General features: G+C 43.8%; 21 protein-coding genes and 2 pseudogenes. 12 read left to right on the top strand and 11 right to left on the bottom strand.

Going from position 1 to position 25,396, the window contains the following annotated elements:
* Positions 1-30: 30 nt before the first annotated feature.
* The gene (locus tag C4S61_RS07915) at positions 31-1,551 is read right to left on the bottom strand and encodes a P-loop NTPase family protein (protein WP_103924253.1); all 1,521 of its coding nucleotides are present in this window, start codon (positions 1,549-1,551) and stop codon (positions 31-33) included.
* 2 nt (positions 1,552-1,553) lie between these two features.
* Entirely contained in the window at positions 1,554-2,654 is a 1,101-nt protein-coding gene (locus tag C4S61_RS07910; protein ID WP_103924252.1) for a vWA domain-containing protein, read from the bottom strand.
* 151 nt (positions 2,655-2,805) lie between these two features.
* On the opposite strand from C4S61_RS07910, the gene C4S61_RS07905 reads away from it, so the two are divergent.
* Positions 2,806-3,027 carry a hypothetical protein gene (locus C4S61_RS07905; protein WP_103924251.1) on the top strand — a complete coding sequence of 74 codons (222 nt, stop codon included), beginning with the start codon at positions 2,806-2,808 and terminating at the stop codon, positions 3,025-3,027.
* A 9-nt stretch (positions 3,028-3,036) separates the two neighbouring features.
* Here C4S61_RS07905 and C4S61_RS07900 read toward each other — a convergent pair whose 3' ends face one another.
* Together C4S61_RS07900 and C4S61_RS07895 are read right to left on the bottom strand one after the other, a co-directional pair.
* Entirely contained in the window at positions 3,037-3,450 is a 414-nt protein-coding gene (locus C4S61_RS07900) for a type II toxin-antitoxin system VapC family toxin (RefSeq protein ID WP_103924250.1), read from the bottom strand.
* Complete coding sequence (locus tag C4S61_RS07895) at positions 3,443-3,700, bottom strand: DUF6364 family protein (protein ID WP_103924249.1); 258 nt, start codon at positions 3,698-3,700, stop codon at positions 3,443-3,445. The genes C4S61_RS07900 and C4S61_RS07895 overlap by 8 nt, the downstream gene beginning before the upstream one ends.
* Before the next feature lie 177 nt (positions 3,701-3,877).
* Here C4S61_RS07895 and queG point away from each other — a divergent pair, with 177 nt between their 5' ends.
* Together queG and C4S61_RS07885 are read left to right on the top strand one after the other, a co-directional pair.
* Positions 3,878-4,816 carry a tRNA epoxyqueuosine(34) reductase QueG gene (gene queG, locus C4S61_RS07890; RefSeq protein ID WP_103924248.1) on the top strand — a complete coding sequence of 313 codons (939 nt, stop codon included), beginning with the start codon at positions 3,878-3,880 and terminating at the stop codon, positions 4,814-4,816.
* A gap of 308 nt (positions 4,817-5,124) precedes the next feature.
* Positions 5,125-6,216, top strand: coding sequence for a Fic family protein (locus C4S61_RS07885; protein ID WP_103924247.1), 1,092 nt, complete (start codon positions 5,125-5,127; stop codon positions 6,214-6,216).
* Between the two features lie 196 nt (positions 6,217-6,412).
* On the opposite strand, the pseudogene C4S61_RS07880 reads toward C4S61_RS07885, so the two are convergent.
* The 3 genes and pseudogenes from C4S61_RS07880 to C4S61_RS07870 form a co-directional block, all read right to left on the bottom strand.
* A pseudogene (locus tag C4S61_RS07880) lies at positions 6,413-6,733 on the bottom strand (META domain-containing protein); the annotation flags it as partial.
* A 186-nt stretch (positions 6,734-6,919) separates the two neighbouring features.
* Positions 6,920-7,777 carry a carboxylating nicotinate-nucleotide diphosphorylase gene (gene nadC, locus C4S61_RS07875; protein WP_103924245.1) on the bottom strand — a complete coding sequence of 286 codons (858 nt, stop codon included), beginning with the start codon at positions 7,775-7,777 and terminating at the stop codon, positions 6,920-6,922.
* 42 nt (positions 7,778-7,819) lie between these two features.
* A complete protein-coding gene (locus C4S61_RS07870; protein ID WP_103924244.1) occupies positions 7,820-8,215 on the bottom strand; it encodes a DUF4783 domain-containing protein in 396 nt (131 codons plus the stop codon).
* A gap of 136 nt (positions 8,216-8,351) precedes the next feature.
* On the opposite strand from C4S61_RS07870, the gene gpmI reads away from it, so the two are divergent.
* Positions 8,352-9,875, top strand: a complete 1,524-nt coding sequence (gene gpmI, locus C4S61_RS07865; protein WP_103924243.1) for a 2,3-bisphosphoglycerate-independent phosphoglycerate mutase — start codon at positions 8,352-8,354, stop codon at positions 9,873-9,875.
* The gene (locus C4S61_RS07860) at positions 9,875-10,432 is read left to right on the top strand and encodes a hypothetical protein (RefSeq protein ID WP_103924242.1); all 558 of its coding nucleotides are present in this window, start codon (positions 9,875-9,877) and stop codon (positions 10,430-10,432) included. Before gpmI ends, C4S61_RS07860 begins: the two co-directional genes overlap by 1 nt.
* A gap of 243 nt (positions 10,433-10,675) precedes the next feature.
* On the opposite strand, the gene C4S61_RS07855 is transcribed toward C4S61_RS07860, so the two are convergent.
* Positions 10,676-12,352 carry an amidase gene (locus C4S61_RS07855; RefSeq protein ID WP_103924241.1) on the bottom strand — a complete coding sequence of 559 codons (1,677 nt, stop codon included), beginning with the start codon at positions 12,350-12,352 and terminating at the stop codon, positions 10,676-10,678.
* A gap of 74 nt (positions 12,353-12,426) precedes the next feature.
* Here C4S61_RS07855 and C4S61_RS07850 point away from each other — a divergent pair, with 74 nt between their 5' ends.
* Positions 12,427-12,876, top strand: coding sequence for a hypothetical protein (locus C4S61_RS07850; protein ID WP_103924240.1), 450 nt, complete (start codon positions 12,427-12,429; stop codon positions 12,874-12,876).
* A 76-nt stretch (positions 12,877-12,952) separates the two neighbouring features.
* Here C4S61_RS07850 and C4S61_RS07845 read toward each other — a convergent pair whose 3' ends face one another.
* Positions 12,953-13,252: a hypothetical protein gene (locus C4S61_RS07845; protein WP_103924239.1), complete on the bottom strand. Its 300-nt coding sequence runs from the start codon at positions 13,250-13,252 to the stop codon at positions 12,953-12,955.
* Positions 13,253-13,414: 162 nt separating this feature from the next.
* Here C4S61_RS07845 and polA point away from each other — a divergent pair, with 162 nt between their 5' ends.
* Together polA and radA are read left to right on the top strand one after the other, a co-directional pair.
* A complete protein-coding gene (gene polA / locus C4S61_RS07840) occupies positions 13,415-16,252 on the top strand; it encodes a DNA polymerase I (RefSeq protein ID WP_103924238.1) in 2,838 nt (945 codons plus the stop codon).
* A gap of 123 nt (positions 16,253-16,375) precedes the next feature.
* A complete protein-coding gene (gene radA, locus C4S61_RS07835; RefSeq protein ID WP_103924237.1) occupies positions 16,376-17,749 on the top strand; it encodes a DNA repair protein RadA in 1,374 nt (457 codons plus the stop codon).
* 15 nt (positions 17,750-17,764) lie between these two features.
* Here radA and C4S61_RS07830 read toward each other — a convergent pair whose 3' ends face one another.
* Positions 17,765-19,702 (bottom strand): TlpA family protein disulfide reductase, encoded by a 1,938-nt coding sequence (locus tag C4S61_RS07830; RefSeq protein ID WP_103924236.1) that lies wholly within the window; start codon positions 19,700-19,702, stop codon positions 17,765-17,767.
* 189 nt (positions 19,703-19,891) lie between these two features.
* On the opposite strand from C4S61_RS07830, the gene C4S61_RS07825 reads away from it, so the two are divergent.
* The 4 genes and pseudogenes from C4S61_RS07825 to C4S61_RS22640 all read left to right on the top strand — a co-directional run.
* Positions 19,892-20,260, top strand: coding sequence for a DMT family protein (locus tag C4S61_RS07825; protein WP_103924235.1), 369 nt, complete (start codon positions 19,892-19,894; stop codon positions 20,258-20,260).
* Between the two features lie 219 nt (positions 20,261-20,479).
* The gene (locus C4S61_RS07820) at positions 20,480-21,949 is read left to right on the top strand and encodes a pyridoxal phosphate-dependent decarboxylase family protein (protein WP_103924234.1); all 1,470 of its coding nucleotides are present in this window, start codon (positions 20,480-20,482) and stop codon (positions 21,947-21,949) included.
* A 64-nt stretch (positions 21,950-22,013) separates the two neighbouring features.
* Complete coding sequence (locus C4S61_RS07815; protein WP_103924331.1) at positions 22,014-22,457, top strand: outer membrane insertion C- signal; 444 nt, start codon at positions 22,014-22,016, stop codon at positions 22,455-22,457.
* Positions 22,458-22,644: 187 nt separating this feature from the next.
* Positions 22,645-22,806, top strand: a pseudogene (locus C4S61_RS22640) (YdeI/OmpD-associated family protein); the annotation flags it as partial.
* Between the two features lie 157 nt (positions 22,807-22,963).
* On the opposite strand, the gene C4S61_RS07805 reads toward C4S61_RS22640, so the two are convergent.
* Positions 22,964-25,366, bottom strand: coding sequence for a TonB-dependent receptor (locus C4S61_RS07805; RefSeq protein ID WP_103924232.1), 2,403 nt, complete (start codon positions 25,364-25,366; stop codon positions 22,964-22,966).
* Positions 25,367-25,396: the final 30 nt, after the last annotated feature.

Below are 25,396 nucleotides of genomic sequence, written 5' to 3'. Positions count from 1 at the left end.
TTAACAAAAAAAGAGGCTTGCGCCCCTTTCTTACTTATCCTCTTCATCTTCGAAGTCATCGTCTTCATTCATATCAAACATTGAACTGAACAGGTCCTTGAATTGAAGTCCGGTGTCCAAAAGCTTTTTGCTCAGCTGGGAATATTCGGCCAAGCCATGAAGGGCAAACTCCATAAAGAATTCCTTCTCTTTTTCAGGCAAGTTTTTCACCAACTGGGTGACCACGTCTTCCAACCCCGGCACGGTGTGCAGCAGGCTTTTGTATTCCTTGTCCGGTTGGGAAGCTAAGATGTCCAGTACATTTCCTTCGCCAAACCAAGCCAGTGGAAGTACATAAGGATTGCCGGTTTTTTCCTTTTTCTTTTGCTCCGGAGATGGGAAATAGTTCACAAACTGGGTTCGGATGGCTTTTCCGATCAGGTTATATGCAACCAATCCTGCACCCTCTTGCTCCCCTTCATAGACTAATTCTACTTTTCCGGTAATGGCAGGAATTACTCCAATCAAATCAGCGATGCGCACTATGGTGTTTGATTCTCCATTCAGGTAGAGGCGTCTTTCGGCTGCGGAAATCAGATTTTCATAGGCCGAAATGGTCAATCGAGCAGAAACCCCACTTTTCTCATCCACCAATTCTGAACTTCGCGCTTCGATCGCTATCTGCTCGATGAGATCCTTCATCAATTCGGGCACATAGATATTTTCTACGGGCTTTCCCTTCAGATTGGCTTCCTGTGCAGTGATGCGACGACCGATCTCGATGGACTTTGGATAATGCGTGATGATCTGACTTTCGATTCGGTCTTTCAGCGGAGTTACAATGCTACCTCGGTTAGTGTAATCTTCCGGGTTGGCGGTGAAGACAAACTGAATGTCTAGCGGCAAACGGAGCTTAAATCCTCTGATCTGAATATCCCCTTCCTGCAAAATATTAAACAATGCCACCTGAATTCTCGCCTGCAAGTCTGGCAATTCATTGATCACAAAAATGGAACGGTGAGATCGGGGTACAAGCCCGTAATGGATCACCCGCTCGTCGTTGTAGCTGAGTTTCATCGTCGCGGCCTTGATCGGGTCTACATCACCGATCAGATCGGCGACTGAAACGTCCGGAGTCGCTAACTTCTCGGTGTAGCGGTCTTCCCGATGCCACCAGATGATGGGTGTATCGTCACCTTTTTCTTCGATCAGATCTTTAGCAAAAGTCGAAAGCGGCTGCAAGGGGTCATCATTTAGTTCCGAGCCGAAAACGACAGGAACATATTCGTCCAACAGGTGCGTCATCATTCGGGCAATTCGCGTTTTTGCCTGACCACGGAGACCGAGCAAATTGATGTTGTGCCGGGAAAGGATTGCCCGCTCGATATCAGGAATGACGGTGTCTTCGTAGCCCCAAATGCCCTCAAAGACATTTTCCTTTCGCTTGATCTTCAGGATCAGGTTGTCGCGAAGTTCTTCTTTGATGGATTTGGAAGTGTAGCCGGAAGCTTTGAGCTGTCCGAGGGTTTTGATTTGCAAGAGTTGGTGACCGGTGAGTTTTTGGTAGTCCATGCTTAGAAGCGTTTGGTTCGGTTTCGTCTGTAATCTTCAAAAATTAAATCTCCGAGCCCTTTGAGACTGGAGTAGTAGGCATTTCCATTGTTGACTTTGGTGAATTCTTTCACAAATTCCTTCAAATAAGGATCTGAAGCGATCATGAAAGTCGTCACGGGGATTTTCAGCTTTCGGCATTGCGCAGCTAGTTTCAGCGTTTCTGCCAGGATTTTACTGTCAATTCCAAAGGCGTTTTTGTAGTATTTGATCCCCACTTTCAGACAAGTCGGCTTACCGTCTGTGATCATGAAAATCTGCTTGTTTGGATTTTTTCGCCGGCGAAGTAAATCCATGGCGAGCTCCAAACCGGCGACGGTATTGGTGTGATAAGGACCCACTTGCAGGTAGGGTAAGTCCTTGATTTCGATTTGCCAGGCGTCATTTCCAAAGACGATGATGTCCAGCGTGTCTTTTGGGTAGCGTGTTTTTATAAGTTCGGCGAGCGCCATGGCTACCTTTTTGGCAGGAGTGATCCGGTCTTCACCATATAGAATCATGGAGTGTGAAATATCGATCATCAGTACCGTGGAAGTCTGGGACCGGACTTCATTTTCCATGACTTCCAGGTCATCCTCGGTGAGGAGGTAATCGCCGGAAAATCCATGATTAGCCTGCGCATTGCGAAGGGAATCTGTCAAGGCAATCTGATCGAGGTTATCTCCGAATTCAAAAGCTCTTCGGTCTGTGCCCCGTTCATCTCCCGTGCCGGAATGGGTGGTTTTATGTTGACCGGATTTTCCACGCTTGAGTTTACCGAAAATCTCTTCCAGGGCATTTTTCCGGATATTCTGTTCCGCTTTTCCGGTAATCTTGAATTCACCTTTTTGATTTTCCTCGGTGAGGTAGCCTTTGGATTTGAGGTCGTCTATGAAATCACCAATTCCGTAGTTGGGATTGGTCATATTGTAGCGCTTATCCAGATTGGTGAGCCAACTCAAAGCTTCTCCCACATCTCCTCCGGTCATGGTGACAAGCTGCAGGAAGATGTTCAGCAGATTCTCAAAGGTGTTTTTCTCCGGGTCATTTGGGGGAATATATTGGGTAAAGCGGAAGCCTTTCATTTTGAATATTTTTAGATTCGAGGAGCAAGAAACGAGATTTAAGAATCAAGTAGCGGGTATCTAGTATCAAGATGGTGATCAAGGTAAAGTTTTGAGTTTAACAAAGGGAAGGGCTGGGGAGTTTAATAAGCATCCTAAATTCCTCAAAAAAATGAAGAACTATTTCAGTGCTGTGGGAATCGTGACCGGAGTATTAATCCTGTTTGTGACCTTGATCCAGTTTAATGTGGCCTATTCGTTGATTTGGGCAATTTTCTTAGCTGGACCGTTTTTGGTTTTGTGGATGGTATGGTCGGTGTTGGCTGCTCCGGTGGAGATTAAGGAAACTTTTGAGGAACAGTGGTATCAGGATCGGGAGGATTTGAGGAAATAGCAGAATTAATCAACTCGCAAAAAATTCGTTTGGAGTAAGGATTGGGATTTTTCCAAGGGCAGTATTAAAGTCTTTTTTATCTCGGGTGATTAAAAAATCCATGTCATTGTCAACCGCTGTGAAATATTGAAGGCCATCCTCTTTGTCTTTAAAATCTGAGTTCAATGAATCCATTAAGGCTTTTTTTCCACCTGATAGTATATGACAGAATTCAATGAATTGGATCAATTTTTCCTCTGCATTAACCAGCTTTAATCGGTCAAAAGACATGTAAATTATAGTTCCTATTGAAACTTCGGAAATATACAGACGGGCATCGCCATTTTTCGCTAGCACTAAAAAAGGCAGTGCTTCCTGAACGAAAGGTTCCCGATTTGCAATCAAATCGAGCGCAACATTGGTGTCTAAAAAAATCCTAAACATATTTTTTACCTCGATGCTCTCGGATTAATTCTTTGTCTGACTTTTCCAATGCTTTGATTGGAGCCTCGTTTTTTAGTCTTTCCAGAAATCTTGCGGCAGCAAGTTGTTCCGGGGTTTTTTCCAATTCCGGGTCTTCTTTTTCAAAAATATTCTCAATCATCTTGGAAAGAGAAATTCCCTGACTTGACGCTTTCCTCTTAGCCTTTTCTACAATTTCTTTTTTTATAGTCAGTGTTAGTTTCGTCTTCATATGATTTAAGTTTGTTTTTAAAGGCCATTTGTAATGCCCACTTTAATCATGTCTCTGTCCGAAAGCTTGGGACTTGGATATTTCATAATTACACGTGTTTGATTTAAATATAAGTGTCTTTTCCTTAATGTTCTCAATTTCTTCTTTAAAATGATTTAAAGTACTTTTCGAATTCCTATGACCCCCGCCGATAAACACGCCCAACTCATCAAATCCATCGCAAAGCGATTGGGTTTTGACTTTTGTGGGATTGCTAAGGCGGAGTTTTTGGAGTCTGAAGCTCCGCGACTGGAGGAATGGCTCAACCGAAACTATCAGGGTAAAATGGGGTACTTGGCCAATCACTTTGACAAGCGACTTGATCCAACCAAACTGGTCGAAGGTGCAAAAACCGTTGTTTCACTCATTTATAATTACTACCCCGAAAAGCAACTTCCACATCAATCTGAGGACATCAAACTCGCCAAATACGCCTATGGAGCCGATTATCATGACGTGATTCGGACTAAGCTCACCGAGTTTTTGGAAGTGCTCAGGGAAGAAATTGGGGAAATCAACGGTCGTTCTTTTGTGGATTCGGCACCGGTCATGGAGCGGCAATGGGCCCAGAAAGCTGGCTTGGGTTGGATCGGGAAAAATAGCCTGCTGCTCAATAGGGAGATGGGAAGCTTTTTCTTTTTGGCAGAGTTAATCATCGACTTGGAAGTCACACCGGATTTGCCTTTGGCCAAAGACTACTGCGGAACCTGCACCGCATGCATCGATGCATGTCCGACCGATGCGATTGTTCAGGCAGGTGTAGTGGATGCGTCGCGATGTATTTCCTATTTGACCATTGAGCTTAAAGAAGCGATTCCCGATGAGTTTGCCGGAAAGATGGAAAATTGGGCCTTTGGCTGCGACATTTGTCAGGATGTGTGTCCCTGGAACCGATTTTCCAAACCAAATCGGGAACCTGCTTTTCAGCCTAAGGATGAATTGGCGGGCTTTTCCAATCGGGATTGGGTAGAGATGACTGAGGAGACTTTCAAGCGGGTGTTTGCGAAGTCGGCGGTGAAGCGACCAAAGTTTTTGGGGATCAAGCGGAATGTGGAGTTCCTAAGCAGGCCGAAATAGGAATCACTTTTATATTGAATATAAATTTCTGAAGGAAAATCTAGTAGAATACGACCCAAATTCAAAATAGATAAAAAACTCAAGTACATTTAAACAACAGAATGGAGGCAAATTCCTGTTTAAATCTTGGTTTTCAATCGCTTGATTAAATAATTTCCTTTGTAAATGTCAAAAGCCAAACTTTTTTTCTTACTTAATGGAAGTGCTTTTTGGACCTTACTTTCAACATTGTTGAAAAAATAAGCTGACTAGGCTAGGTTAAAGCAATAAACTGCTGAATTCGGACAATTTTAAAAAACAAAAAGCGCATGAGTTTTGATAAAGACTTTTCCTATAATTCCCTGCCTGATTTGCCTCCAAAAGCAAACTTGGAAACCCCCAATATTTTTAGACAAATAATTAAAGCCAATAAGTTATTAGCTGAATTAAAAGGCTATTGTCAAACCTTGCCAAATCCAAATTTACTTTTAAATACTATCGTTCTTCAAGAAAGTAAAGAGTCAAGTGCTATTGAAAACATTGTGACCACTCAGGACGAACTTTATAAAGCATCATTGAATATCACCGAACGCATCAAAAATCCAGCTGCCAAGGAAGTGATTCAATATAGAGAGGCCATGTATTGGGGGCTAAACCAAATGAATAAAAACGGCCTTATCACGACCAATCTACTGGTAGGTATCATGCAAAAATTGCGAGATACTGATGATAATATTCGAAAGAATCCCGGAACAAAACTTTCCAACCCATCCACAAAGGCTGTAGTCTATACTCCTCCCGAGGGGGAAGAAATTATTAGGCAAAAGCTGGCCGAACTGGAAAAATTCATCAATGATGATGAGTATAGCGACTTGGATCCTTTGGTTAAAATGGCGGTGATTCATTATCAATTTGAAGCTATACATCCTTTCAGTGATGGCAATGGAAGAACGGGAAGGATATTGAACGTACTGTATTTAATCAATAAAGATTTGTTGGGTTTACCCGTCTTGTATCTTAGTAGATACATCATTCAAAATAAACCAGATTACTACCGATTACTTAGGGAAGTTACTGAAAACCAAAACTGGGAAGGTTGGGTAAAATTTGTTCTAAAAGGGATTGGGGAAACAGCAGAAATGACTCTTTCGAAAATAAATACCATTTTGAAACTTAAGCAGGATGCTCAACCCATTATAAAAGAGGCCCTCAAAGCTTCGTTTTCAAAGGAATTAGTTGACCTGCTTTATAGTTATCCCTATATCAAAACAAGCATTCTCGACGAAAACTCGATTGCCAAGCGTCAGACTGCTGCGGAATATCTCAAAAAGATCGAAAAAACGGGATTGCTCCATTCCATTAAGCTGGGCAAAGAGGTGTATTATATTAATCTAGGCCTGATGAGTGTCTTGTCTGAATAGTCCTGGAATATTTTCCATTCCTTTTTAATACCGAATTACATGTCGAGGCAATCGACACATGAATCAAACGTGTCGAAAATATTCAAAAAAATCGACACGTTTTTATATTGTTTCGATTGGATAAACATGATGAAAAATGAAACCCTAAAGCATAGCAAGTAGGATCCTTTGCCTTCTCATTTGCTAATCTTGCGATTTATCTTAATTTCAAAATCACTCGCTTGCGGCTGTCTTTGAGCCAAAGTTCTCCTCCAATGATCTGGTAGCGCTCCACGGATTTTAGCGTTTCCAGAAGCTTATTTTCAAAGGCCTGATTTTGACAGGCCATCATGGTAGAGGCTAAGTTTCCAAACTTGAGGCTATTGCGATTGCCTATCTCATAAGGGCCAAAAATCCGGTTGCAACTTCCACTTCCATTGACCATTTTCTCCGCAGCGCTAAAAATCAGATGTGCATCCTGTGGAGAATTGGAGGTTTGCACGGGTATGTCAAGCATTTCGACTACTGTCCATTGCTTATCGGTCCAGTTGGTGTCTGGAAAACTCGATTTGCATGAAGATTGAAGATAAAGTCCCCAACAACATTAATCCCCAACAACATTAAAGCGATTACCACAAATTTTGTCTTCATTAATTGAATTGGTTTTGTAAGTTTACTTACACACATAAAAGGCCAAAAAATCGCTTTCTGTTCTTTTTTTGCCTTAAATCGCCTTTAAGCTGATATCCAGGCTGCTTACCGAGTGAGTCAAAGCCCCCATCGAGATAAAATCTACCCCACATTCAGCGACCTTTGCCAGTGTTTCTTCTGTAATTCCGCCAGAAGCTTCAGTAGAAAATTTCCCGTCAATCATTTTTACAGCTTCACGCATCGTGGCAAAGTCCATGTTGTCGAGCATGATGTAGTCTATTCCACCTACTTCCAAGACCTGACGAACTTCATTCAGATTTCGGGTTTCTATTTCAATCTTCAGATTTAGGCTGTTTTCTGCCAGGTATTTTTTGGTTCGCTCAATGGCTTCACGGATTCCTCCGGCAAAGTCGACATGATTGTCCTTGAGCATCACCATGTCATAGAGTGCAAAACGGTGATTTACTCCCCCGCCTATGAGTACCGCCCACTTTTCCATCAACCGGAAATTGGGAGTGGTTTTGCGAGTGTCCATCAGTTTTGCTTTGGTATGGGAAATCAGCTGACTCAATCGGTGCGTTTTAGTAGCAATGGCACTCATTCGCTGCATGCAGTTGAGTACGAGACGTTCTGCTGATAAGATGGAAGCTGAAGGGCCTGAAACGATGAGTCCCACATCTCCTGCTTTCACTGCATCTCCATCTTTTTTGAAAAATTGCACTTCAAGTCTAGGGTCTACGGACTTGAAGATTTCACCGGCAAGTTCAACGCCTGCAAGAATCCCCTCATCCTTGATCAGAAGCTGAGCACGCCCCGTTTTTCCCTCCGGAATTGAAGCCAAAGAAGAATAATCTCCCGGACCAATATCTTCAAGGAGAGCGGATTGAATAAATTTTTGGAGTGACTCAGGCGTCAGGTAAGCGGGCTTCATGTGCCAAAAATAGCCAAAATGAACGGCATACGACGATTGTAATTAGCTTTTTACAAAGTCTAAGCTATAAATCCGAAAACCGGACCCATTTTGGGAAACTTTAATGAAAACTTTAAAGCTCACCTGATTGGTGGCATATTCACCGATATAAGTGCTTAGGCTTCCGGGGTTTTCATTTTGAAAAATCAAGGTAAAGCCTTGGGATGGATTTTTCTTAAAAAAATCTCTAAGAACAATCTCTGCCTGGTTTTTGGAATATTCCCCTTGCTGCCCATTGACATTCATGGAAATACTGGAATCAAAAAAGCGTGCTAATTCGCTGCTCGAACCGCTTCCAATGGCAGAAACTATCGGGTCGATCGATTCCTCTGGACTCCTCTCATTAACAGGAGAATAAATCCATAAAAAGGCTGAAACTATAAGTATTAGCACGGACATCACCCTCTTTTGGCAAATTCCAAGCCAAAAAAGCAATGGAGAACTTCATTTTTTGGAATAGAAAAATCAGGCAGACAACTCATGTCAGAAAAGATTCTGGGGGGAAGTTTGGATTGAAAAGTAATATATTTGCTCCATGGACAAGAAAGTTTTATTGATGATTTTGGATGGTTGGGGCATTGCCACCAATCCTGCAGTTTCTGCAATTGACAAAGCAAAAACACCTTTTGTGGACAGTCTTTACGTCAAATATCCCCACGCTAAGCTGGAAGCTTCGGGATTGGCAGTGGGGCTCCCCGAAGGACAAATGGGAAATTCTGAAGTAGGTCACATGAACATCGGTGCCGGTAGAGTGGTCTATCAGGATTTGGTCAAAATCAATCTTGCTGTGGTCAATGGAGAATTGAATTCTCACCCGGTTCTTGCTTCAGCTTTTTCCAAAACAAAAGCAGCCGGAAAAAAAGCACACTTCATGGGATTGGTATCAGACGGCGGTGTCCATGCTCATATCAATCATTTAAAAGGACTCTGTGATGCGGCCAAATCCCATGGAATGGAACAGGTATTTATCCATGCATTCACCGACGGACGTGACACAGACCCAAAAGGGGGAATCAAATACTTGGCAGAGCTTCAAGCCCATTTGAATTCGTCTGTGGGACAAATAGCCTCTGTAATAGGCAGATATTATGCAATGGATCGGGACAATCGATGGGAGCGGATCAAGCTCGCCTACGATGCCATGGTCAAAGGGGAAGGAGAAAAATCAAAAGATATCCTGGTGGCCATCAAAAAATCCTATGACAACAACGTGACAGATGAGTTTATCAGACCTATAATTCATGTGGGATCCAATAATAAACCACTTGCAACCATAGAGGAGGGTGACTTGGTGATTTGCTTCAACTTCAGAACGGATCGCGGCAGAGAAATCTCACAGGTACTTACGCAGCGGGATTTTGAGGATTTCCATATGAAAAAGCTGAATGTGGACTACATCACTTTCACGCAATACGACAATACATTCTCCGGTGTCCAAGTACTTTTTGAAAAAGACAACCTCAACAATACCATCGGTGAAGTCTTGGAAAGGGCCGGTAAGAAGCAGATCCGAATCGCTGAAACGGAGAAGTATCCACACGTGACCTTCTTTTTTTCCGGAGGAAGGGAGACGGAGTTTATCGGAGAGAGCCGAATTCTCTGTCCTTCACCAAAAGTCGCGACCTACGACCTTAAACCCGAAATGAGTGCTTTTGAGATTGCTTCAAAGATCAATTTAGAGCTAAAAAGGAAAAGTGCCGACTTCATCTGTCTTAACTTTGCAAATGCGGACATGGTGGGGCACACCGGGGACTTTGATGCGGCAGTGAAAGCCTGTGAAGCAGTAGACACGTGTGCCCACAGTGTGGTGACCACGGCTTTGGCCAACGGATATACCATCATCGTGATTGCAGATCATGGAAATTCGGATATGATGATCAATGAGGACGGGACTCCAAATACTGCGCATACCACGAATCTTGTTCCTTTTATCATGGTCGATGACACAGAACAAATTCAGGTGACTGATGGGAAATTGGGCGATTTGGCTCCTACGATTTTGAAGCTGATGGGTATTGAAATTCCATCCGAAATGACCGGTGAAATCCTGTTGAAGTAATGAAGTTCAGATCATACTTTATCCTAAGTGTGCTGGTTTTTGCGTTTTTTGCTTGCGTATCTGGCGAAGAAAGTAAAGAAATGGAGCAACTTCCCTACTTTAATTTGAGTGGATTCTTTGATGTGGAAATAGCCAAAATCGACGGTGCTTCGGTGATTAAAACCTCCCGAATCAACGGGGAAGAAAAGACGGTGGAATTGGTCTATTCAGCAGCCGATTGGAAAGAAGAGTTCCTGGCGTTTTATCAGGCTGACATCAATTCCCCTTCATTGGCGCGAGCGTATTCGACAGACACGAAATATGAATATTTGATCCATGAGCTGTTGCCGGAGGAGAAAGGGAAAGTCAAAAACATCAAAATCAAATACACGCGTGATTATCCTTCCTCCATTACCTTCCACTCAAGTGAAGAAAACCTCTTTTTTAAAACTTCCACGTTTGGGGAGTTTCATTTGAATCTGGCTACCAACAGGTTGGATCATTATTCCATTGAGACGACACAGAAAGTCTGGTTTATGAAGCCTACCAACATTAAAATATCAGGAATAGTAAAGTAAAATAGGTGTATCCGCAAAGGTGTACGTTGAATGAATTTTGGTATAAACCGGGCGGATACACGTCCACAGACGACGGTCCACTGTCAACAGTAACGTTAAACTGGTGATCTAGCCATTCATTGTTTGGCTATGTGCAGCTATCCGAACACGCATAAAGTAAAATCATGATTTACAGTAAAGAAGGCCTTTGAAAAAAAATATCAAAGGCCTTTTTTACTTTTTACCCTTCAGGGTTTCTCAATTCTATTTGTTAAACATCGGAGGACGCTGAGCTTGCCAGTCGGTATTTTCCTGGATCAGTCGACCAAGCATAATCAGTTTTTCCTCCTCAAAAAGGTTAGCTAGGAGGGTAATGGAAGTAGGGCTGCCGTTGGCTGAAAATCCATTTGGCATACACAGAGCCGGATGTCCGGTGAGGTTGGTGATCTGCAGTTGCTGTCCGGCAAAGGAAGGCGTCACGATCACGTCGTACTGGCTCATTAATTCATGCATCTCCTCGATCAGGACGCTTCGCTGACGACTCATTTGAACATACTCTACAGCTGGAATAAAACGGGCTGCACGGAAGATATTCGGCCAGGAATTTTTACCCTGGGCCACAAGTTGATCATCCAAATTCAAGCGTGTAAGTTCATCAAATGCTGCGGCAGCCTCGACCAAAAGCATGTTTACAAGAGGCCCAGGATTGATACTTGTCTTGAGATCAACCGGATGAAGTTCGATTCCTTGAGCCTTGAGTACTTCCAGTACTTTCTGATCATTTTTACTTGCACGATCCCCTTCAAAGAATGCCTTGAAATAACCGACTTTAAGCTTTTTGACATCATTTTTAGCGGAGTAGTTGAAAGCAGCGGAAATAGTGGAGGCATCTTTTACATCTTTTCCATTCAGAACAGAAAGAACAATGGCGTTGTCCAAGACTGAGCGTGAAATCGGGCCGATCTTGTCCATGGACCAGCTTAGGGCCATAGCGCCATTTTTACTTACTCTGCCATAGGTAGGACGAAGTCCCGTCACGCCGTTTCTCGTCGAAGGCGAAACGATTGATCCCAATGTCTCTGTGCCAAGGGCAAAGGGTATCAGACCGGCACTCACAGCTGAAGAAGATCCAGCCGAGGAGCCGCTGGAACCTTGGTTTAGGTTCCAGGGATTTTTAGTGACACCTCCGTACCAAATGTCTCCCATGGCGAGTGCGCCCATCGTGAATTTTCCGATCAGGACTCCACCCGCATCATCCAGCTTTTGAACCACAGTGGCTGTTTCATCAAAAGATTGATCTTTATAAGGAGTTGCTCCCCAAGTGGTTTTGGTCCCTTTGACTGAAAGCAAATCCTTGATGCCATAGGGGATGCCATGAAGTGGTCCCCGATATTTCCCGGCTGCAAGCTCCTGATCCATGGCCCGGGCCTTCTCCAAAGCAGGTGACTCCAGCAAAGTGATCAGACATTGCAGTGTGTCAGCGTAGGTTTTGATCCGATCGAGGTAGATTTTGGTCAGTTGTTCGGATGTGATCTTTCTGTTTTTGATCAAAACAGCCAGCTGATTTACTGGCAAATAGGCGATGTCACTCTCTTTTTCGGGTAATTCCACCGTTACAGGTAAACCCCAATCGTAAGTTTTCTGGTCTTGATTTGGGTAAAAGCCCTGGGGAAGGGGATTGAAAATCAGCGCAGGAGCAACGGAATTCTCCAGTTTTGTTTTTCGGAGAATTTCAAAATTGTCCCGTTGTGTATTCAACGCACTGATCATGCTGTCTTTTTCTGCGGGAGAAAAAGAAAGTCCGACTAAGTCGGCGGCGGCTTCTATGGAGATTGGGGTGATTTCTCCGGCATTTCGACCTATCGTAAAGCCGAGGGCCAAGAAGGCAGTTGCTGCTAAAAGCAGAAAAGCCTGGGAGTGAAGGTGGTTTTTTCGTTCCATTGGATAGTTTTGTGTAAATACCAAACTTAAAGCACCGGAAGGTGTTTAAATCGCCCCAAATAATCAAACCACTCATGGATCAAAATACAATAAACCCTACGTTCCCCATGCATTTTCGAGGATTGCTGCTTTTGGCAGGGATGTACACCATTGCCTGGTCTGCGTTTTACAAGTGGTTTGGGCCGCAGCTACTTCAATGGATGGCGATGGGGAACGGAGATCTTGCGGGACTTCCCTCCTCTTATTTTGGGACTTTTGGGATTGTGGTAGGACTGGTCGTTTTTGTGTCTGCCTTTTATCCGGTGAGCTGGGTATGGTTAATTCTTGCTGGAATCACCGGAAAAATCATCACGGCAATTTGGTTTACCTTGGGGTTTGCTCCCGATCTAAGCTGGAACAAGCGTAGTATTTTTCATTTGGTATTCAATGAACTGGTGTGGCTAGTTCCCTTGATTTTGATTTTTCTCAGAAGCCTGCAGGTGAAAAATTACCTTAACGAGCAGGATGAATTGGAAAAAAAATAAGCGCTCAAAGGAACGCTATAACTTATTTTTAAAAAGCAGGCTGTCTTACTGAATTGAAAGACAGCCTGTATTTTTTTTAAAGAATCAAGATCAAAATAAGTAAAATGATGATAATGGCACCCACAGAAAGGTAAACGCCGTTTCCGGCCTTTTTAGCCTCCTCCTTCATTTCTTTCATTTCTGTTCTGATCGACTTGATCTCGTCTTTGCTCATCGATTTGAAATCCATGGCTTTTATTTCTTCAAGCCTTTCTTCCATTTCAGCCAACCGGATTTGTTGTGCCTCAGTGAGTTCTTTCTTGGGATCTTTTTCCGGTGTCGCATGTACAAACTGCACACTTAGGAATAATGCAAGGATGGTAAGGATCTTTTTCATAGCGATAAATATTTAAGTTTTGGACAAATTACTCAATCCAAATTGAACTCCAAACTCTGTCATTATCCGACGATACGCTAAATCCTTTGAAGACCCTAGCGGAAAAATGGTAACTTAGAAGCGCGGGTTTGACCTGACTATTTACCAAAATTCCATTCAAAAATGTCCCAAAAACAAGCGCATAAGCTATTTTTATTAGACGCCATGGCCCTGATTTACCGGGCCCACTTTGCCTTTAGCAAGAACCCAAGAATCAATTCAAAAGGGCTGAACACAGGTGTGATGTTGGGGTTTACCAATACCCTGGTTGAGGTGCTGGATAAGGAAAAACCTACCCACATTGGGGTGGCGTTCGACACAAAGGCCCCAACTTTTCGTCATGTCCAGTACGAACCGTATAAGGCAAACCGCCTGGAACAGCCTGAAGATATTACCACGGCAATTCCTTGGATCAAGGAGATTGTCAGGGCGTTTCGGATCCCTATCCTTGAAATGGACGGATTCGAAGCTGATGACATCATCGGTACCTTGGCCAAAAAAGCAAAAAGGGAAGACTTTACCGTATACATGATGACTCCTGACAAGGACTATGGCCAGATTGTCGATGACCATATTTTCCTGTATAAACCTGCTTTTATGGGTAATGCAGTCGATGTGATGGGGCCAAAGCAGGTTTGTGAAAAATGGGACATAGATCATGTAGACAAAGTTCGTGACATCTTGGGACTCATGGGTGATGCGGTGGATAACATTCCCGGCATTCCCGGCATCGGAGAAAAAACAGCCGTCAAATTGCTGAAAGAATACGGTTCATTGGAAGGCCTGATTGCCAATGTCGATAAGCTGAAAGGAAAGCAGCGGGAGAATGTGGAAAACTTTGCCCAACAGGGAATCCTATCAAAGGAATTGGCAACCATAAAAATCGATGTGCCGGTGGACTTTCATGAGGAGGAACTGAGGTATGATGGGATCGATGAGGAAAAGCTGAGAGCCATCTTCACCGAGCTGGAATTCAGAACACTCGCTGCACGTATTTTCAAAGAACCGAGTGCAAAAAAAGCCAGTCTGGGTGCACCTGCTCAGATGGATTTATTTGGAGCTGCCACGGCATCGCCTGCTGTAGTTACAGCAAGTTCCCAAGAGTCTACAGAAGAGGAACTACCGGAAGTAGGCCCGCCGCCAGTCTTGGATACCATCTGGTCCAATGTTCATAATTACCACAAGGTAAAAGGGAAAAAGGAAGTCACAGAGCTGGTGGAGTACTTGCTTTTACAAAAGGAAATATGCTTTGATACCGAAACCACGGCGCTGGATGCAATGCAAGCTGAGTTGGTAGGTTTGTCATTTTCATATCTTCCAGGCGAGGCCTATTACATTCCCGTTTCAGAGAATCAGACCGAGACCCAGGAAATTTTGGAGATTTTACGTCCGGTTTTTGAAAATGAAGCCATCACCAAAATCGGTCAAAATGTAAAATACGACATGCTGGTGTTGAAGAATTATGGAATTGAGATAAAGGGGACGCTCTATGACACCATGCTTGCCCATTACCTGATCGAGCCGGAGGGAAAACACAGCATGGACTGGTTGGCACAGCAGTACTTGAATTACATGCCGGTATCCATCACGGAACTGATTGGGAAAAAAGGTAAAAATCAGGGTAATATGCGGGATGTGGATGAAGATGAAGTAACGTCCTATGCAGCAGAGGATGCAGATATTACCCTAAGACTGAAGGAGAAATTTGATCCGATTCTAAGAGGCAACGGATTGGAGTCACTTTTTGAGGATGTTGAAAATCCGCTCATTCGGGTTTTGGCTGAAATGGAGTTTGAAGGTGTCCGAGTCGACACGGAGAGTCTTGCAGAACTTTCTGTGCTGCTGGAAAAAGAGAGTCAGGAGATCGAAAAGAAGGTCTATGAACTCGCCGGAGTCAGATTCAATCTGGCTTCGCCTAAGCAACTGGGCGATGTGCTTTTTGAAAAACTGAAATTGGATCCCAAAGCAAAGAAGACCAAAACCGGTCAATACGCCACAGGAGAGGAGATACTCAGTAAAATGGCCAATGAACACCCCATAGCCGAGGCGATCTTGGAGTACCGACAGATGGTGAAGCTAAAATCAACTTATGTAGACGCGCTGCCGACCATGATCAATCCGAAAACCGGCCGAATTCACACGACTTATAATCAATTTGTCGCAGCCACAGGGAGACTTTCCTCGATCAATCCCAACCTCCAAAATATTCCCATCCGAACTGCCCGTGGTCGGGAAATCCGAAAGGCCTTTGTTCCCAGAGACGAAAATCACGTGTTGCTTTCAGCGGATTATTCCCAGATAGAGCTCCGACTTATGGCTGCTTTTTCACAGGATGAATCCATGTTGGAAGCCTTCCGAAATGGGAGGGACATTCATGCTACCACGGCTGCAAAGATCTTCAAAGTGCCGCTGGAAGAAGTAACGTCAGATATGCGGAGAAAAGCCAAAACCGCTAATTTTGGTATTATTTACGGGATTTCGGCTTTTGGCTTGGCTCAGCGACTGGCTATTCCAAGAGGGGAAGCCAAGGAAATCATTGATGCCTATTTTATGGAATTTCCTGCCGTGAAAGAATACATGGAAGGGGCAATAGAAAAAGCCAGAAAGGATGAATTTGTCGAAACTATCCTAGGCCGTCGCCGCTACCTCCGAGATATCAACAGCCGAAATATGACCATGCGCGGTTTTGCTGAGCGAAACGCCATCAATGCACCGCTTCAGGGTTCGGCTGCGGACCTGATCAAAGTTGCCATGATCCATGTCTACGAGTGGATGAAAAAGGAAAACCTCAAGTCCAAAATGATCCTGCAGGTGCATGATGAATTGGTTTTTGACGCACACAAGGATGAAGTGGAGTTGTTGAAAAGGGAAATTCCGGGACTGATGTCCAAAGCGATCAAATTACCTGTGCCGATCGAAGTGGAAGTGGGTGTGGGGACGGATTGGCTTCAGGCACATTAAGATTGGAAGATTTTAAAATTGGAAGATTAAAAAATTTTGTGTGCTAATTGGATTTCATAGAAAGTTTGGGTTTAGAACTTCTCTTCCCATCGTATTTCATAACTCGTTCCTCGTATTTCAAGAATGGCTAAAGTAAAAACCACCTTTTTCTGTCAAAATTGCGGAGTCCAAAGTCCTAAGTGGATCGGGCGCTGTCCGGCCTGTGGAGAATGGAATACCTATGTGGAGGAAATCATTCAGAAAGAAGAAACCGGAAAGGGAAGCTGGAAACCGCAAGGAACGGGTGTCAAAAAGACGAATTCCCCTCAAAAAATCGCAGAAGTCAACTATGAGGCCCAAGCCCGCTGGGTCACTGGAGACCCGGAATTGGATCGGGTACTGGGAGGAGGAATTGTGCCGGGCTCGTTGGTTTTGATCGGCGGGGAACCGGGAATTGGCAAGTCAACGCTGATGCTTCAGATTGCATTGATATTGAAAGGAAAGACAATTCTCTATGTTTCAGGTGAAGAAAGCGAAGCCCAAATCAAGATGCGTGCAGACCGGATGGAAGCCAAAAATCCCGATTGCTATGTCCTTTCTGAGACAAATACCCAGCAGATTTTTCAGCAGATCGAAGTACTTAATCCTGATTTGTTGGTCATAGACTCCATTCAGACCCTGAATAGCCAATACGTGGAATCAGCCGCAGGGTCAGTATCTCAAGTACGGGAATGCACGGCTGAGCTGATGAAGTTCGCCAAGGAAACTGGAACGCCGGTGTTTTTGATCGGACATATTACCAAAGACGGGTCGATTGCGGGACCAAAAGTCCTCGAACACATGGTTGATACCGTCCTTCAATTCGAAGGAGATCGACATTTGACTTACCGAATTCTACGGACCTCCAAGAACCGATTTGGCTCAACGCTCGAACTTGGTATTTACGAGATGCGGGCAGAGGGTCTCCGCTCAGTGGCTAATCCATCAGAGATTTTGCTTACCCAGCGGGAAGAAGTACTTAATGGTGTGGCTATTGGCGCAATGATGGAGGGGAATCGCCCACTTTTGATCGAGATTCAATCTTTGGTCAGTCCTGCGACTTATGGTACGCCGCAGCGGAGCAGCACCGGACATGATGCAAAGCGATTGAATATGCTATTGGCAGTGCTGGAAAAACGTGGTGGAATGCGACTGGGGCAACAGGACGTGTTTTTGAATGTGGCCGGAGGTCTTCGAGTCGATGATCCGGGTCTGGATTTGGCTGTGTGTGCATCGCTGATTTCGAGCTATGAGGATACCCCGGTTTCCGAACATATTTCTTTTGCCGGCGAGGTGGGACTGGGCGGAGAGATCCGGGCTGTATCACGCATCGAAAACCGGATCGCAGAAGCAGATAAACTCGGTTTTAAGAAAATTATGGTTTCAAAGTATGCAGTAAAGGGATTGGACCTGAAGAAATTCAAAATCGAAATCCTACAGGTGAGTAAGTTGGAGGAGATGTATCAGTTGATTTTTTGAGATATGAATTACTGTTTATCGAGAGACAAACTTTTCCAGTTGCTGGAGAAGCTGGTCGCCTGAACTGGGCCGATGGATTCCCTCTCGGATGAGTTTGCCTTCTTTGGTGATGAGCAAGTAGGTCGGGAATCCAGTGATATTGAGCTCTTTGTCAAATTGCTGATAGGCTTCCTGATCCAGAAAGTAGTGTTCACCTGCCAGTTGGTATTTTTTGATTTGGTTTTCAAAGGCTTCACGTTCAGATTGGGCGCAGATATAGGCGAAAACTACTCCTTCGGGAGCTTCCTTTTTTAGGATTTCGGCATTTTTAAATTCACTGATGCATGGTCCACACCAAGTTGCCCAGACATCGATGTAAATAACCTTTCCGGGATGTTTTTCTTTCAGTTCCGCAAGGACATTGTCTGCATTTTCTGCTATCGCTACTCCTTCCACGAATTTTGCATTTTTACTCCGTTCGAAGTAATCGATTTTGTCTTCAATAATCGCAAGGATATTCTGGTCGAGCTGGACTTGATCAAATTGGGCCTGAATAAACTCAGGGATTTGCTGACCTCTGCTGAGATACACCATGTCAAAGAATGTGGAGATGATGCTTGATTTGGGAATCGGAGGTAGATCTGAAACTTTTTCCAGAAGGTTTTCCCACATGGCCTGGAACCTAAAATTGATTAGTGTTTCCTGATTCTCCTTCATCAAGGAGACCAACCTTTCCGGATTTTTCATCTCTTGAGGTGGGGTTCCTTTGTCTAGTTGTATTTTCCAATTTTCAAGATCAGCCAGAAGAGAATCGCTCAAGTTCAAGGATTTCAGATAGTCATAGATCAGCTGATCACCTCTTTTTTTTGACTTTTCGGATTCCGATTTCCGGGTAGGCATGGAGAATTCACGCATGAATCCAGAAAACTCAGCCGTCATTAAATCCTCCCGATCTGCTGTTATCAATTTCTTTACCTCAGCGATGTAAACATCGGAGACTTCACGAAGAACCTGTTGTCCGTTTTCTATGATAGGATTAAGCCAAATGTATCGCATTAGGTCGTCCCCAGCATAGGTTCGTGCATTGCGAAGGTGTACTTCCTGCATCAGCGGGCTGACGGGAAGAGAGTCAAAATAATTTCTGAAAAAGTCCTCGTGCTTTTTCATCAAGCCTAATCTATAATTTAAAAAAGCCTCGGGATCGAGGTTCTTCTGCATACTGTCGGTGATGAAATAATCCCTCACCTTCATGAATTCGGGATTTAGAAGTCTTCTTTCCTCATTTTCTACAGCCAAATCTCCCATGAAGTCGATGTTTTTTACTTGAGTCCAAGTAGCTTGGCCGCTACCAAAGGAGCGCTCATCTACTACCATGATTTGCTTGGCGCTGGGTTTGGAGAAATATGTGAAAAATGCATTTCCGATTCGGACCATTACTTCTTGGGGATAGTCTAAAGGAAATATGACTTTGAATAGTCCCTTCTCATCCACATCACCTGTAAACTGGAGTTGCTCTTCGCTGAAAGCATGGTTGTAAATAATGGTGATGGTGGAGGGCATAGCCTCTTTTGGCAGGAAAACTCCCTGAAGAAGCACTTGATCTTCCCGGAAAAAATCTTTGGAAACGTCAGTTTGGCCAACCTTGCGATTTTTGAGATCGGTAGATTTGGAGGAGCGAACAGCCAACTCTTTGTCTGCTTCGGTGAGAATGGCTTTATCTCCGGATTTATTCAGCGTAAGCGTTCGCATTTCTGAGCCCTGATGAATCGCTATGGTGCCATCCTCTGATGATTTCAGCGCCCAAACCTGACCGTCATACAACGCAAAATCTTCTCCAATCGCCAAGATTAAAGAATTGGTTCCGTCGGTGCTGTACCAACTTTGTAGAATCGCTGTTGGATTCTCTTGCTGCGAATAGGCTCGTAATGGCAGGATGTTGAAAAGAAGGTAAAAAGAAAAAAATGTCATTTTCATAGGGCAAGTAGTTTATTAGGCAATATATTCAAATTGAAGCTGATGTCTATGTTTTGTTTTGATTTTTGATTGAATAAAAACCCCCATTTTGAAAAGTTTTGGTCGTCTTGTGACTTTCGGTGTGGTCTCACACGGATTAGCCTAAAACCAGTTTTTCTACGCTAAATTTGATTTTAAATCTTCTTGGGTATGAAAGCACTCCTTACCATCGGACTTCTTGTCCTTTCCAACACCTTTATGACCTTAGCCTGGTATGGTCATCTGAAGTTTGCTGAGTGGAAATGGTTTAATAAGCTGGGGCTGGTCTCCATTATTCTGATCAGTTGGGGGATCGCCCTGTTTGAATACCTGTTTCAGGTTCCGGCCAATAAAATTGGTTTTGCTGGTAATGGTGGGCCGTTTTCCTTAGTTCAGCTCAAAGTCCTTCAAGAAGTCATCACCTTGGTGATTTTTATGATTTTCACCCTCATCGCTTTCAAAACAGAAACCTTGCGATGGAATCACGCGGTGGGCGCCTTGTTTCTGATCTTGGCAGTGTATTTTATTTTCAAAAAATAAGCTACTTGATCACCCCTACTTCTGAATATTCATCCTGGTAATTGGATAATATGTATATCCGCTTTCTTACCAGTAACCCTATTAACTATCGTTTGAAGTTCCTTAGAACATGCTGTGGACCGTCGACCGTCGTCTGTGGACGATTAGCCGCAACTTCTAAAGCATAATTCTTAATTACTGGCAGGATTGCGGATAATCAGATTGGATAACCCTAAAAACATGACTGAAAAGAAAAATATTAACCTCACCCTTGACCCTGAAAACTGGGAATCCATGCGCCAACTTGGGCATCAGATGATTGATGACTTGTTTGATTACTGGAAGGGAATAAGAGAGGAGAAAATTTGGAAGCCTATTCCTTCCGAGGTAAAGGAATTTCTAGATCAGCCGATTCCGGAGCTTGGGCAGGACCCGGAAACCATCTACCAGGAATTCAAAAACAATATTTTCCCCTACAACAAGGGCAATGTGCATCCCCGCTTTTTTGCCTGGATCCAGGGCACAGGAACACCATTGGGAGTTTTGGCGGATTTACTTGCATCGGGGATGAACCCCAATGTGGCAATCGGAGAACATGCGGCGATGTATGTGGATCGACAAGTGGTCAACTGGTGCAAGCAACTGATGAATTTTCCAAGTGACGCCTCCGGAATTTTGGTTAGTGGGGGATCCATGGCCAATATCACTGCACTAACCGTAGCAAGGAATTCTTTTAGGGATGAAAAAATCAGAACCATAGGTCTAAAATCTGCCTCTGCTCAATTGGTCTTGTATTGCTCGGTGGAGACTCACTCCTGTATTCAAAAAGCTGCTGAAATTATTGGTTTGGGTACGGAGGCAGTAAGAAAGATCGGAGTAAACGAATCCTATGAAATGAAAGTCGAGGAGCTGGAGGCTCAGATTCAACAAGACATGCAAAAAGGATTGTTGCCGTTTTGTATCGTTGGGACTTCCGGCACTGTAAATACCGGAGCGATTGATCCCATGGATGATTTATTGGCAATCTCAAAAAAATATGGGCTTTGGTTTCATGTGGACGGAGCTTACGGTGCTTTGGCAAAACTGGATCCGAAATACGCAGGACCCTTAAAGGCGATTGAAGAGGCCGATAGTTTGGCTTTTGATCTGCATAAATGGCTCTATGTACCTTATGAAGTTGGATGTACACTCATTCGAGATGCCAAAAAACATCGTGATTCCTTTGCGCTAACGCCCAATTATTTAATTCAGGAAAGTAGAGGGCTCTCCGGTGGCCTGGATTCAATTAATAATTATGGCTTTGAGCTTTCCCGGGGCTTCAAAGCACTCAAAATCTGGATGTCACTCAAGGAGCATGGCCGAGAGAAATATGCACAGATGATCGCCCAAAACAACCGTCAAGCGGAATACTTGGCTGAATTGGTCAATGGAAATCCAAAGTTAGAATTGATGGCACCTGTCTCGATGAGCATCACTTGTTTTCGGATGATTCAGCCCGGCTATGTTGAGAGCCAGCTTCGGGAGCTAAACCGGGAGATTTTACTTCGGCTGCAGGAGGAAGGGATTGCCTCTCCAAGCTCGACAATTTTGAATGGGAAATACACGCTCAGGGTAGCCAATGTCAACCAACGAACGCGAATGGAAGACATGGATTTGCTGGTCAAAGAAGTACTTAGAATCGGTACTGAAATTTTTGAAAGTAACAATTGAAAATGGCCCTTCAGCGGACTTGGCCCAATTTTCGCTAAGTTTGGATCAAACTTTTAACAGCTATATGAAAACACTTAAACTATTCGCTCTTGTATTGGGCTTTACCCTACTGGCTTCATTGAAATCACAAGCTCAGGAAATTGGTCTTCGGTTTGGAGATTTTTACGGAAATAACGTCGCCATCGACGGGGTTTTCGCCCTTGGTGAATTCAGTAGAATCCATGCTGATGTCAGTTTTGGAGGGAATGGACTCGGGATCGATGCACTTTGGAATCCTATCTTTGATGATATCCCGGACACAGATTTTCAGTGGTATGCAGGTTTTGGCCCGGCGGTCTACCTCGGAAATAATTTCAGGTTTGGAGCAGCGGGTGAGGTAGGTGCCGAATATGCATTTTCAGAAGTACCGATTACCCTTGGATTGGACTTCAGACCCTATTTGTTTTTGGTTGAAGAAACAGAATTTAGGGCAGGATTTGGTCTAAACGTCCGTTGGAGATTACCGTAATCAGACCAAAATCAACAATTTTAAGCCGGCCAGATAGTCGGCTTTTTTTATGGAACAGATGGTCGCAGGTGATTTTTTTTTGGAGAGGTTATCAGGAAAAGGGGGGTGGACATTCATCAAAACACCTGTTGCGCTCTTGCCATCCGGCAAAGCTTTTGGCATGCTCAAAGTCTGAGGAACAGTTGACGACTATCAATTTGAGGAAAAACAGCTGATGTCCATGGGAAAAGAGGTTCTCTATATGCCAATCTCAAAACCTATTCGGCAGGAAATTGTAAAAGAAGAAGGCGACAAAGTCATTTTTAAGCTTTATCGAGATGAAATTTCCACATCCATTCCAAGGCGTTGATTGCATGCCTGCAGGCTGACCCCGGTAAACTTCCCTTGGTTATCAAACTTTCCGATGCGGGGCAGAAGCAATAGGTGGAATTCAGCTATTGCACTAATTCTGATGCATCCAAAGCTGATCGAATTGTTAAGCTACTTTTTGAGCCCGGGACGAGATTTTAAAATTCTATAATTATCCCTACGGTCGGAAGGATATTACCAGCCGGATTTTCGAGTAATTTCAGCTGATAGCGAGATGGATCATTGGGATTGACAAGAAGTTTTCCGGCATCGTCACGAATCGGGATTAAAATCGGAGGTTGCTCTGCCTGGAAATTGTATGCATTTTGTATATCCACATACCAGTTGAGATTCCAGCGGTTGAAGAAATATTTCTTGTCAATTCTCAGATCCAACTGATGGAAAGGATTCAGTCGGATAGCATTGATTTGATTGTAATCAAGGATACCTGAATTCCTCAAATCCCAGTTACTGATCAGGCTGGATTCTTCCAGATCGAATGGAGTATAGGGAGTTCCGCCAAGAAATCTCCATCTCGTACCAATTTCCCAATTTTTGCCAAATCGCTTCCCCGCTGTCAAACTCACAATAAATTTATTGTCCCATGAGGAGGGTACAAATCCAGCAGTATTTGGATTGGTAAATTCACTTCGGACCAGCGTCAGAGATGCGATTCCATAGAAATTATTGAATAATCGCTGCTGCGCCAAAATCTCCAAACCGTAGGCTCTTCCTTCGGCATCGGACAGCACGGGTTCATTGCCGATCACGCCAAAGTCTGCCCCTAAGTTGGCCAGTGCTATTCCATTTCGAATGGAGGAAGGATAATTACTGTACTTTTTGTAGAATGCTTCGGCGGTGAATCTTCGGTTTTTCTCAGGTACCAAAAACTCAATGCCTGCAATCAGTTGGGAGTTTCTGATAAATCGTACATCATTTTCTTGGTTTTCAAGTTCTCCTTCATTGTTTCTGAATCCTAAGACAGTATAAGGCGGTTTTTGGTAATAAACTCCGGCGTTCGCAGTTGCAAAGAGATTTGGTCTTAATTGGTAAGAGGCCGAAACTCGTGGGCTAAGTTGATTGAGAGGATTAGAGGCGGTTTTAGCAAAGTCAGCGCCATCCATCCTTAGTCCGCCTGTCAGTAAGAGTCGATTTGAATAGAAATTTTTGCTCCCTGATATAAATGCTCCGTATTGATTGAAGAATGTAGTGGACGCTACATCGATTACCTCACTGGAACTTGAAAGAGTGGATCTATCAAAATTGCTGATGAAATAGCGCGAATACTGGTAATTGAATCCGTATTTGAGCGTATATCCTTTGCCGAAAATGCTGTTTTCTGCCCGGAATTTATTTTCTGATTCCTGAGACTTATAGTCAAAGAGCAGGTTGGATTCTAAAGTATTGTCATTTCCTGCATACTTGAAGGATTGGTTATTCAGCATGTTGCGACTGAGGACCAAGGTCCAAAAGCCATTTTCCCGAAAGCGCTTCAGTTTCACTCCGGTGACGTAATTCCATTGTGTTTGAATTGGAAGTACATCCAATAGGTAGAGTCGGTTTTCCCGCTCCTCAGCTGTTTCATCGTCAGGAATATCTTGATTGAGTGCAAAGTTGTCAATGGCCCCCAATCCAATAAATGTCAGTTCGGTTTTTGCATTTAACTTCGTTGTGGTCTTGACTTGGAAGTCATTGAAAGTTGGGAGGAATGGCAGTCCTAATAGTCTAAACAAACCTTGTAAGTAAGACCTTCTGGCCGAAAAGGAATAGGTTGTTTTTTCTGAAAGTGGACCTTCATTGGATAAAGTCAGCTCGGACGCGCCCACCGTCAGTTGTGTGGCCATTTTGTCCCGACGGCCTTCCTTGAGTTGGATTTCAAAAAAGGAACTCAGGGCATCCATCCGGTTGGCAGGAAATCCGCCGGCTATGAGGTCCAGGTTTTTGATCAGGTTTACATTCAGAATTCCAACTGGACCTCCTGATGAACCTTGTGTCGAAAAGTGATTGATGACGGGAACTTCTATTTCATCCACATAAAACCTGTTCTCATTAGGCGCTCCACCACGGATCAGAATATCATTGCGAAAGCTGGGCGTACTTGCTACACCCGGCAAAGCCTGGATGACACGTGAAATGTCCCTATTCCCGCCAGGATAGCGCTCGATTTCATTGGTATTGAGTTTACGGACAGATAATGGCGTCTCCTCCGATCTGGTAAATTCACTGCTAACCACCACCTCACTCAGTTCAGAGGCATCTTCTTCCAGCTCAAAATCTAACTGAACTGCTTTCGCTAAGGTGACTTGAACTTCAAAAGCGGTAGAACTTTTGAATCCAACAAAACTTGCCCTAACATTGTAAAGACCCGGTGCTATAGGACTGATTTCGTATTTTCCATTTTCGTCCGTAATTGCTCCAATATCTGTATTTAGAATTAAAATATTGGCGAAGGCAATGGGTTCATTATTGACAGGATTGAAGACTCGGCCACGAATGACTCCTTGAGAAAAAACCTGTAATGGGATTAAAAAGACGAGTAAAAATGTCAATCTAAAGTGCATATGGAAGTTGGTTTAGAAATAAAATCGAAA

Origin of the sequence: Algoriphagus boritolerans DSM 17298 = JCM 18970, assembly GCF_900108085.1 — a bacterium.
Lineage (GTDB): Bacteria > Bacteroidota > Bacteroidia > Cytophagales > Cyclobacteriaceae > Algoriphagus > Algoriphagus boritolerans.
The sequence above is the reverse complement of the archived record's forward strand: the minus strand, read 5'-3'. Positions and strand labels throughout refer to the sequence as shown.

What these genes read in the sequence shown, in the direction of transcription:
- C4S61_RS07845 (WP_103924239.1), bottom strand. Translation starts at nt 13,252, where the DNA reads ATGAAAAAGATCCTTACCATCCTTGCATTATTCCTAAGTGTGCAGTTT.
- gpmI (WP_103924243.1), top strand. Translation starts at nt 8,352, where the DNA reads ATGGACAAGAAAGTTTTATTGATGATTTTGGATGGTTGGGGCATTGCC.
- C4S61_RS07870 (WP_103924244.1), bottom strand. Translation starts at nt 8,215, where the DNA reads ATGTCCGTGCTAATACTTATAGTTTCAGCCTTTTTATGGATTTATTCT.
- C4S61_RS07850 (WP_103924240.1), top strand. Translation starts at nt 12,427, where the DNA reads ATGGATCAAAATACAATAAACCCTACGTTCCCCATGCATTTTCGAGGA.
- C4S61_RS07825 (WP_103924235.1), top strand. Translation starts at nt 19,892, where the DNA reads ATGAAAGCACTCCTTACCATCGGACTTCTTGTCCTTTCCAACACCTTT.
- polA (WP_103924238.1), top strand. Translation starts at nt 13,415, where the DNA reads ATGTCCCAAAAACAAGCGCATAAGCTATTTTTATTAGACGCCATGGCC.
- C4S61_RS07900 (WP_103924250.1), bottom strand. Translation starts at nt 3,450, where the DNA reads ATGTTTAGGATTTTTTTAGACACCAATGTTGCGCTCGATTTGATTGCA.
- C4S61_RS07860 (WP_103924242.1), top strand. Translation starts at nt 9,875, where the DNA reads ATGAAGTTCAGATCATACTTTATCCTAAGTGTGCTGGTTTTTGCGTTT.
- nadC (WP_103924245.1), bottom strand. Translation starts at nt 7,777, where the DNA reads ATGAAGCCCGCTTACCTGACGCCTGAGTCACTCCAAAAATTTATTCAA.
- C4S61_RS07820 (WP_103924234.1), top strand. Translation starts at nt 20,480, where the DNA reads ATGACTGAAAAGAAAAATATTAACCTCACCCTTGACCCTGAAAACTGG.
- C4S61_RS07915 (WP_103924253.1), bottom strand. Translation starts at nt 1,551, where the DNA reads ATGGACTACCAAAAACTCACCGGTCACCAACTCTTGCAAATCAAAACC.
- C4S61_RS07805 (WP_103924232.1), bottom strand. Translation starts at nt 25,366, where the DNA reads ATGCACTTTAGATTGACATTTTTACTCGTCTTTTTAATCCCATTACAG.
- radA (WP_103924237.1), top strand. Translation starts at nt 16,376, where the DNA reads ATGGCTAAAGTAAAAACCACCTTTTTCTGTCAAAATTGCGGAGTCCAA.
- C4S61_RS07910 (WP_103924252.1), bottom strand. Translation starts at nt 2,654, where the DNA reads ATGAAAGGCTTCCGCTTTACCCAATATATTCCCCCAAATGACCCGGAG.
- C4S61_RS07830 (WP_103924236.1), bottom strand. Translation starts at nt 19,702, where the DNA reads ATGAAAATGACATTTTTTTCTTTTTACCTTCTTTTCAACATCCTGCCA.
- C4S61_RS07885 (WP_103924247.1), top strand. Translation starts at nt 5,125, where the DNA reads ATGAGTTTTGATAAAGACTTTTCCTATAATTCCCTGCCTGATTTGCCT.
- C4S61_RS07815 (WP_103924331.1), top strand. Translation starts at nt 22,014, where the DNA reads ATGAAAACACTTAAACTATTCGCTCTTGTATTGGGCTTTACCCTACTG.
- C4S61_RS07905 (WP_103924251.1), top strand. Translation starts at nt 2,806, where the DNA reads ATGAAGAACTATTTCAGTGCTGTGGGAATCGTGACCGGAGTATTAATC.
- C4S61_RS07895 (WP_103924249.1), bottom strand. Translation starts at nt 3,700, where the DNA reads ATGAAGACGAAACTAACACTGACTATAAAAAAAGAAATTGTAGAAAAG.
- queG (WP_103924248.1), top strand. Translation starts at nt 3,878, where the DNA reads ATGACCCCCGCCGATAAACACGCCCAACTCATCAAATCCATCGCAAAG.
- C4S61_RS07855 (WP_103924241.1), bottom strand. Translation starts at nt 12,352, where the DNA reads ATGGAACGAAAAAACCACCTTCACTCCCAGGCTTTTCTGCTTTTAGCA.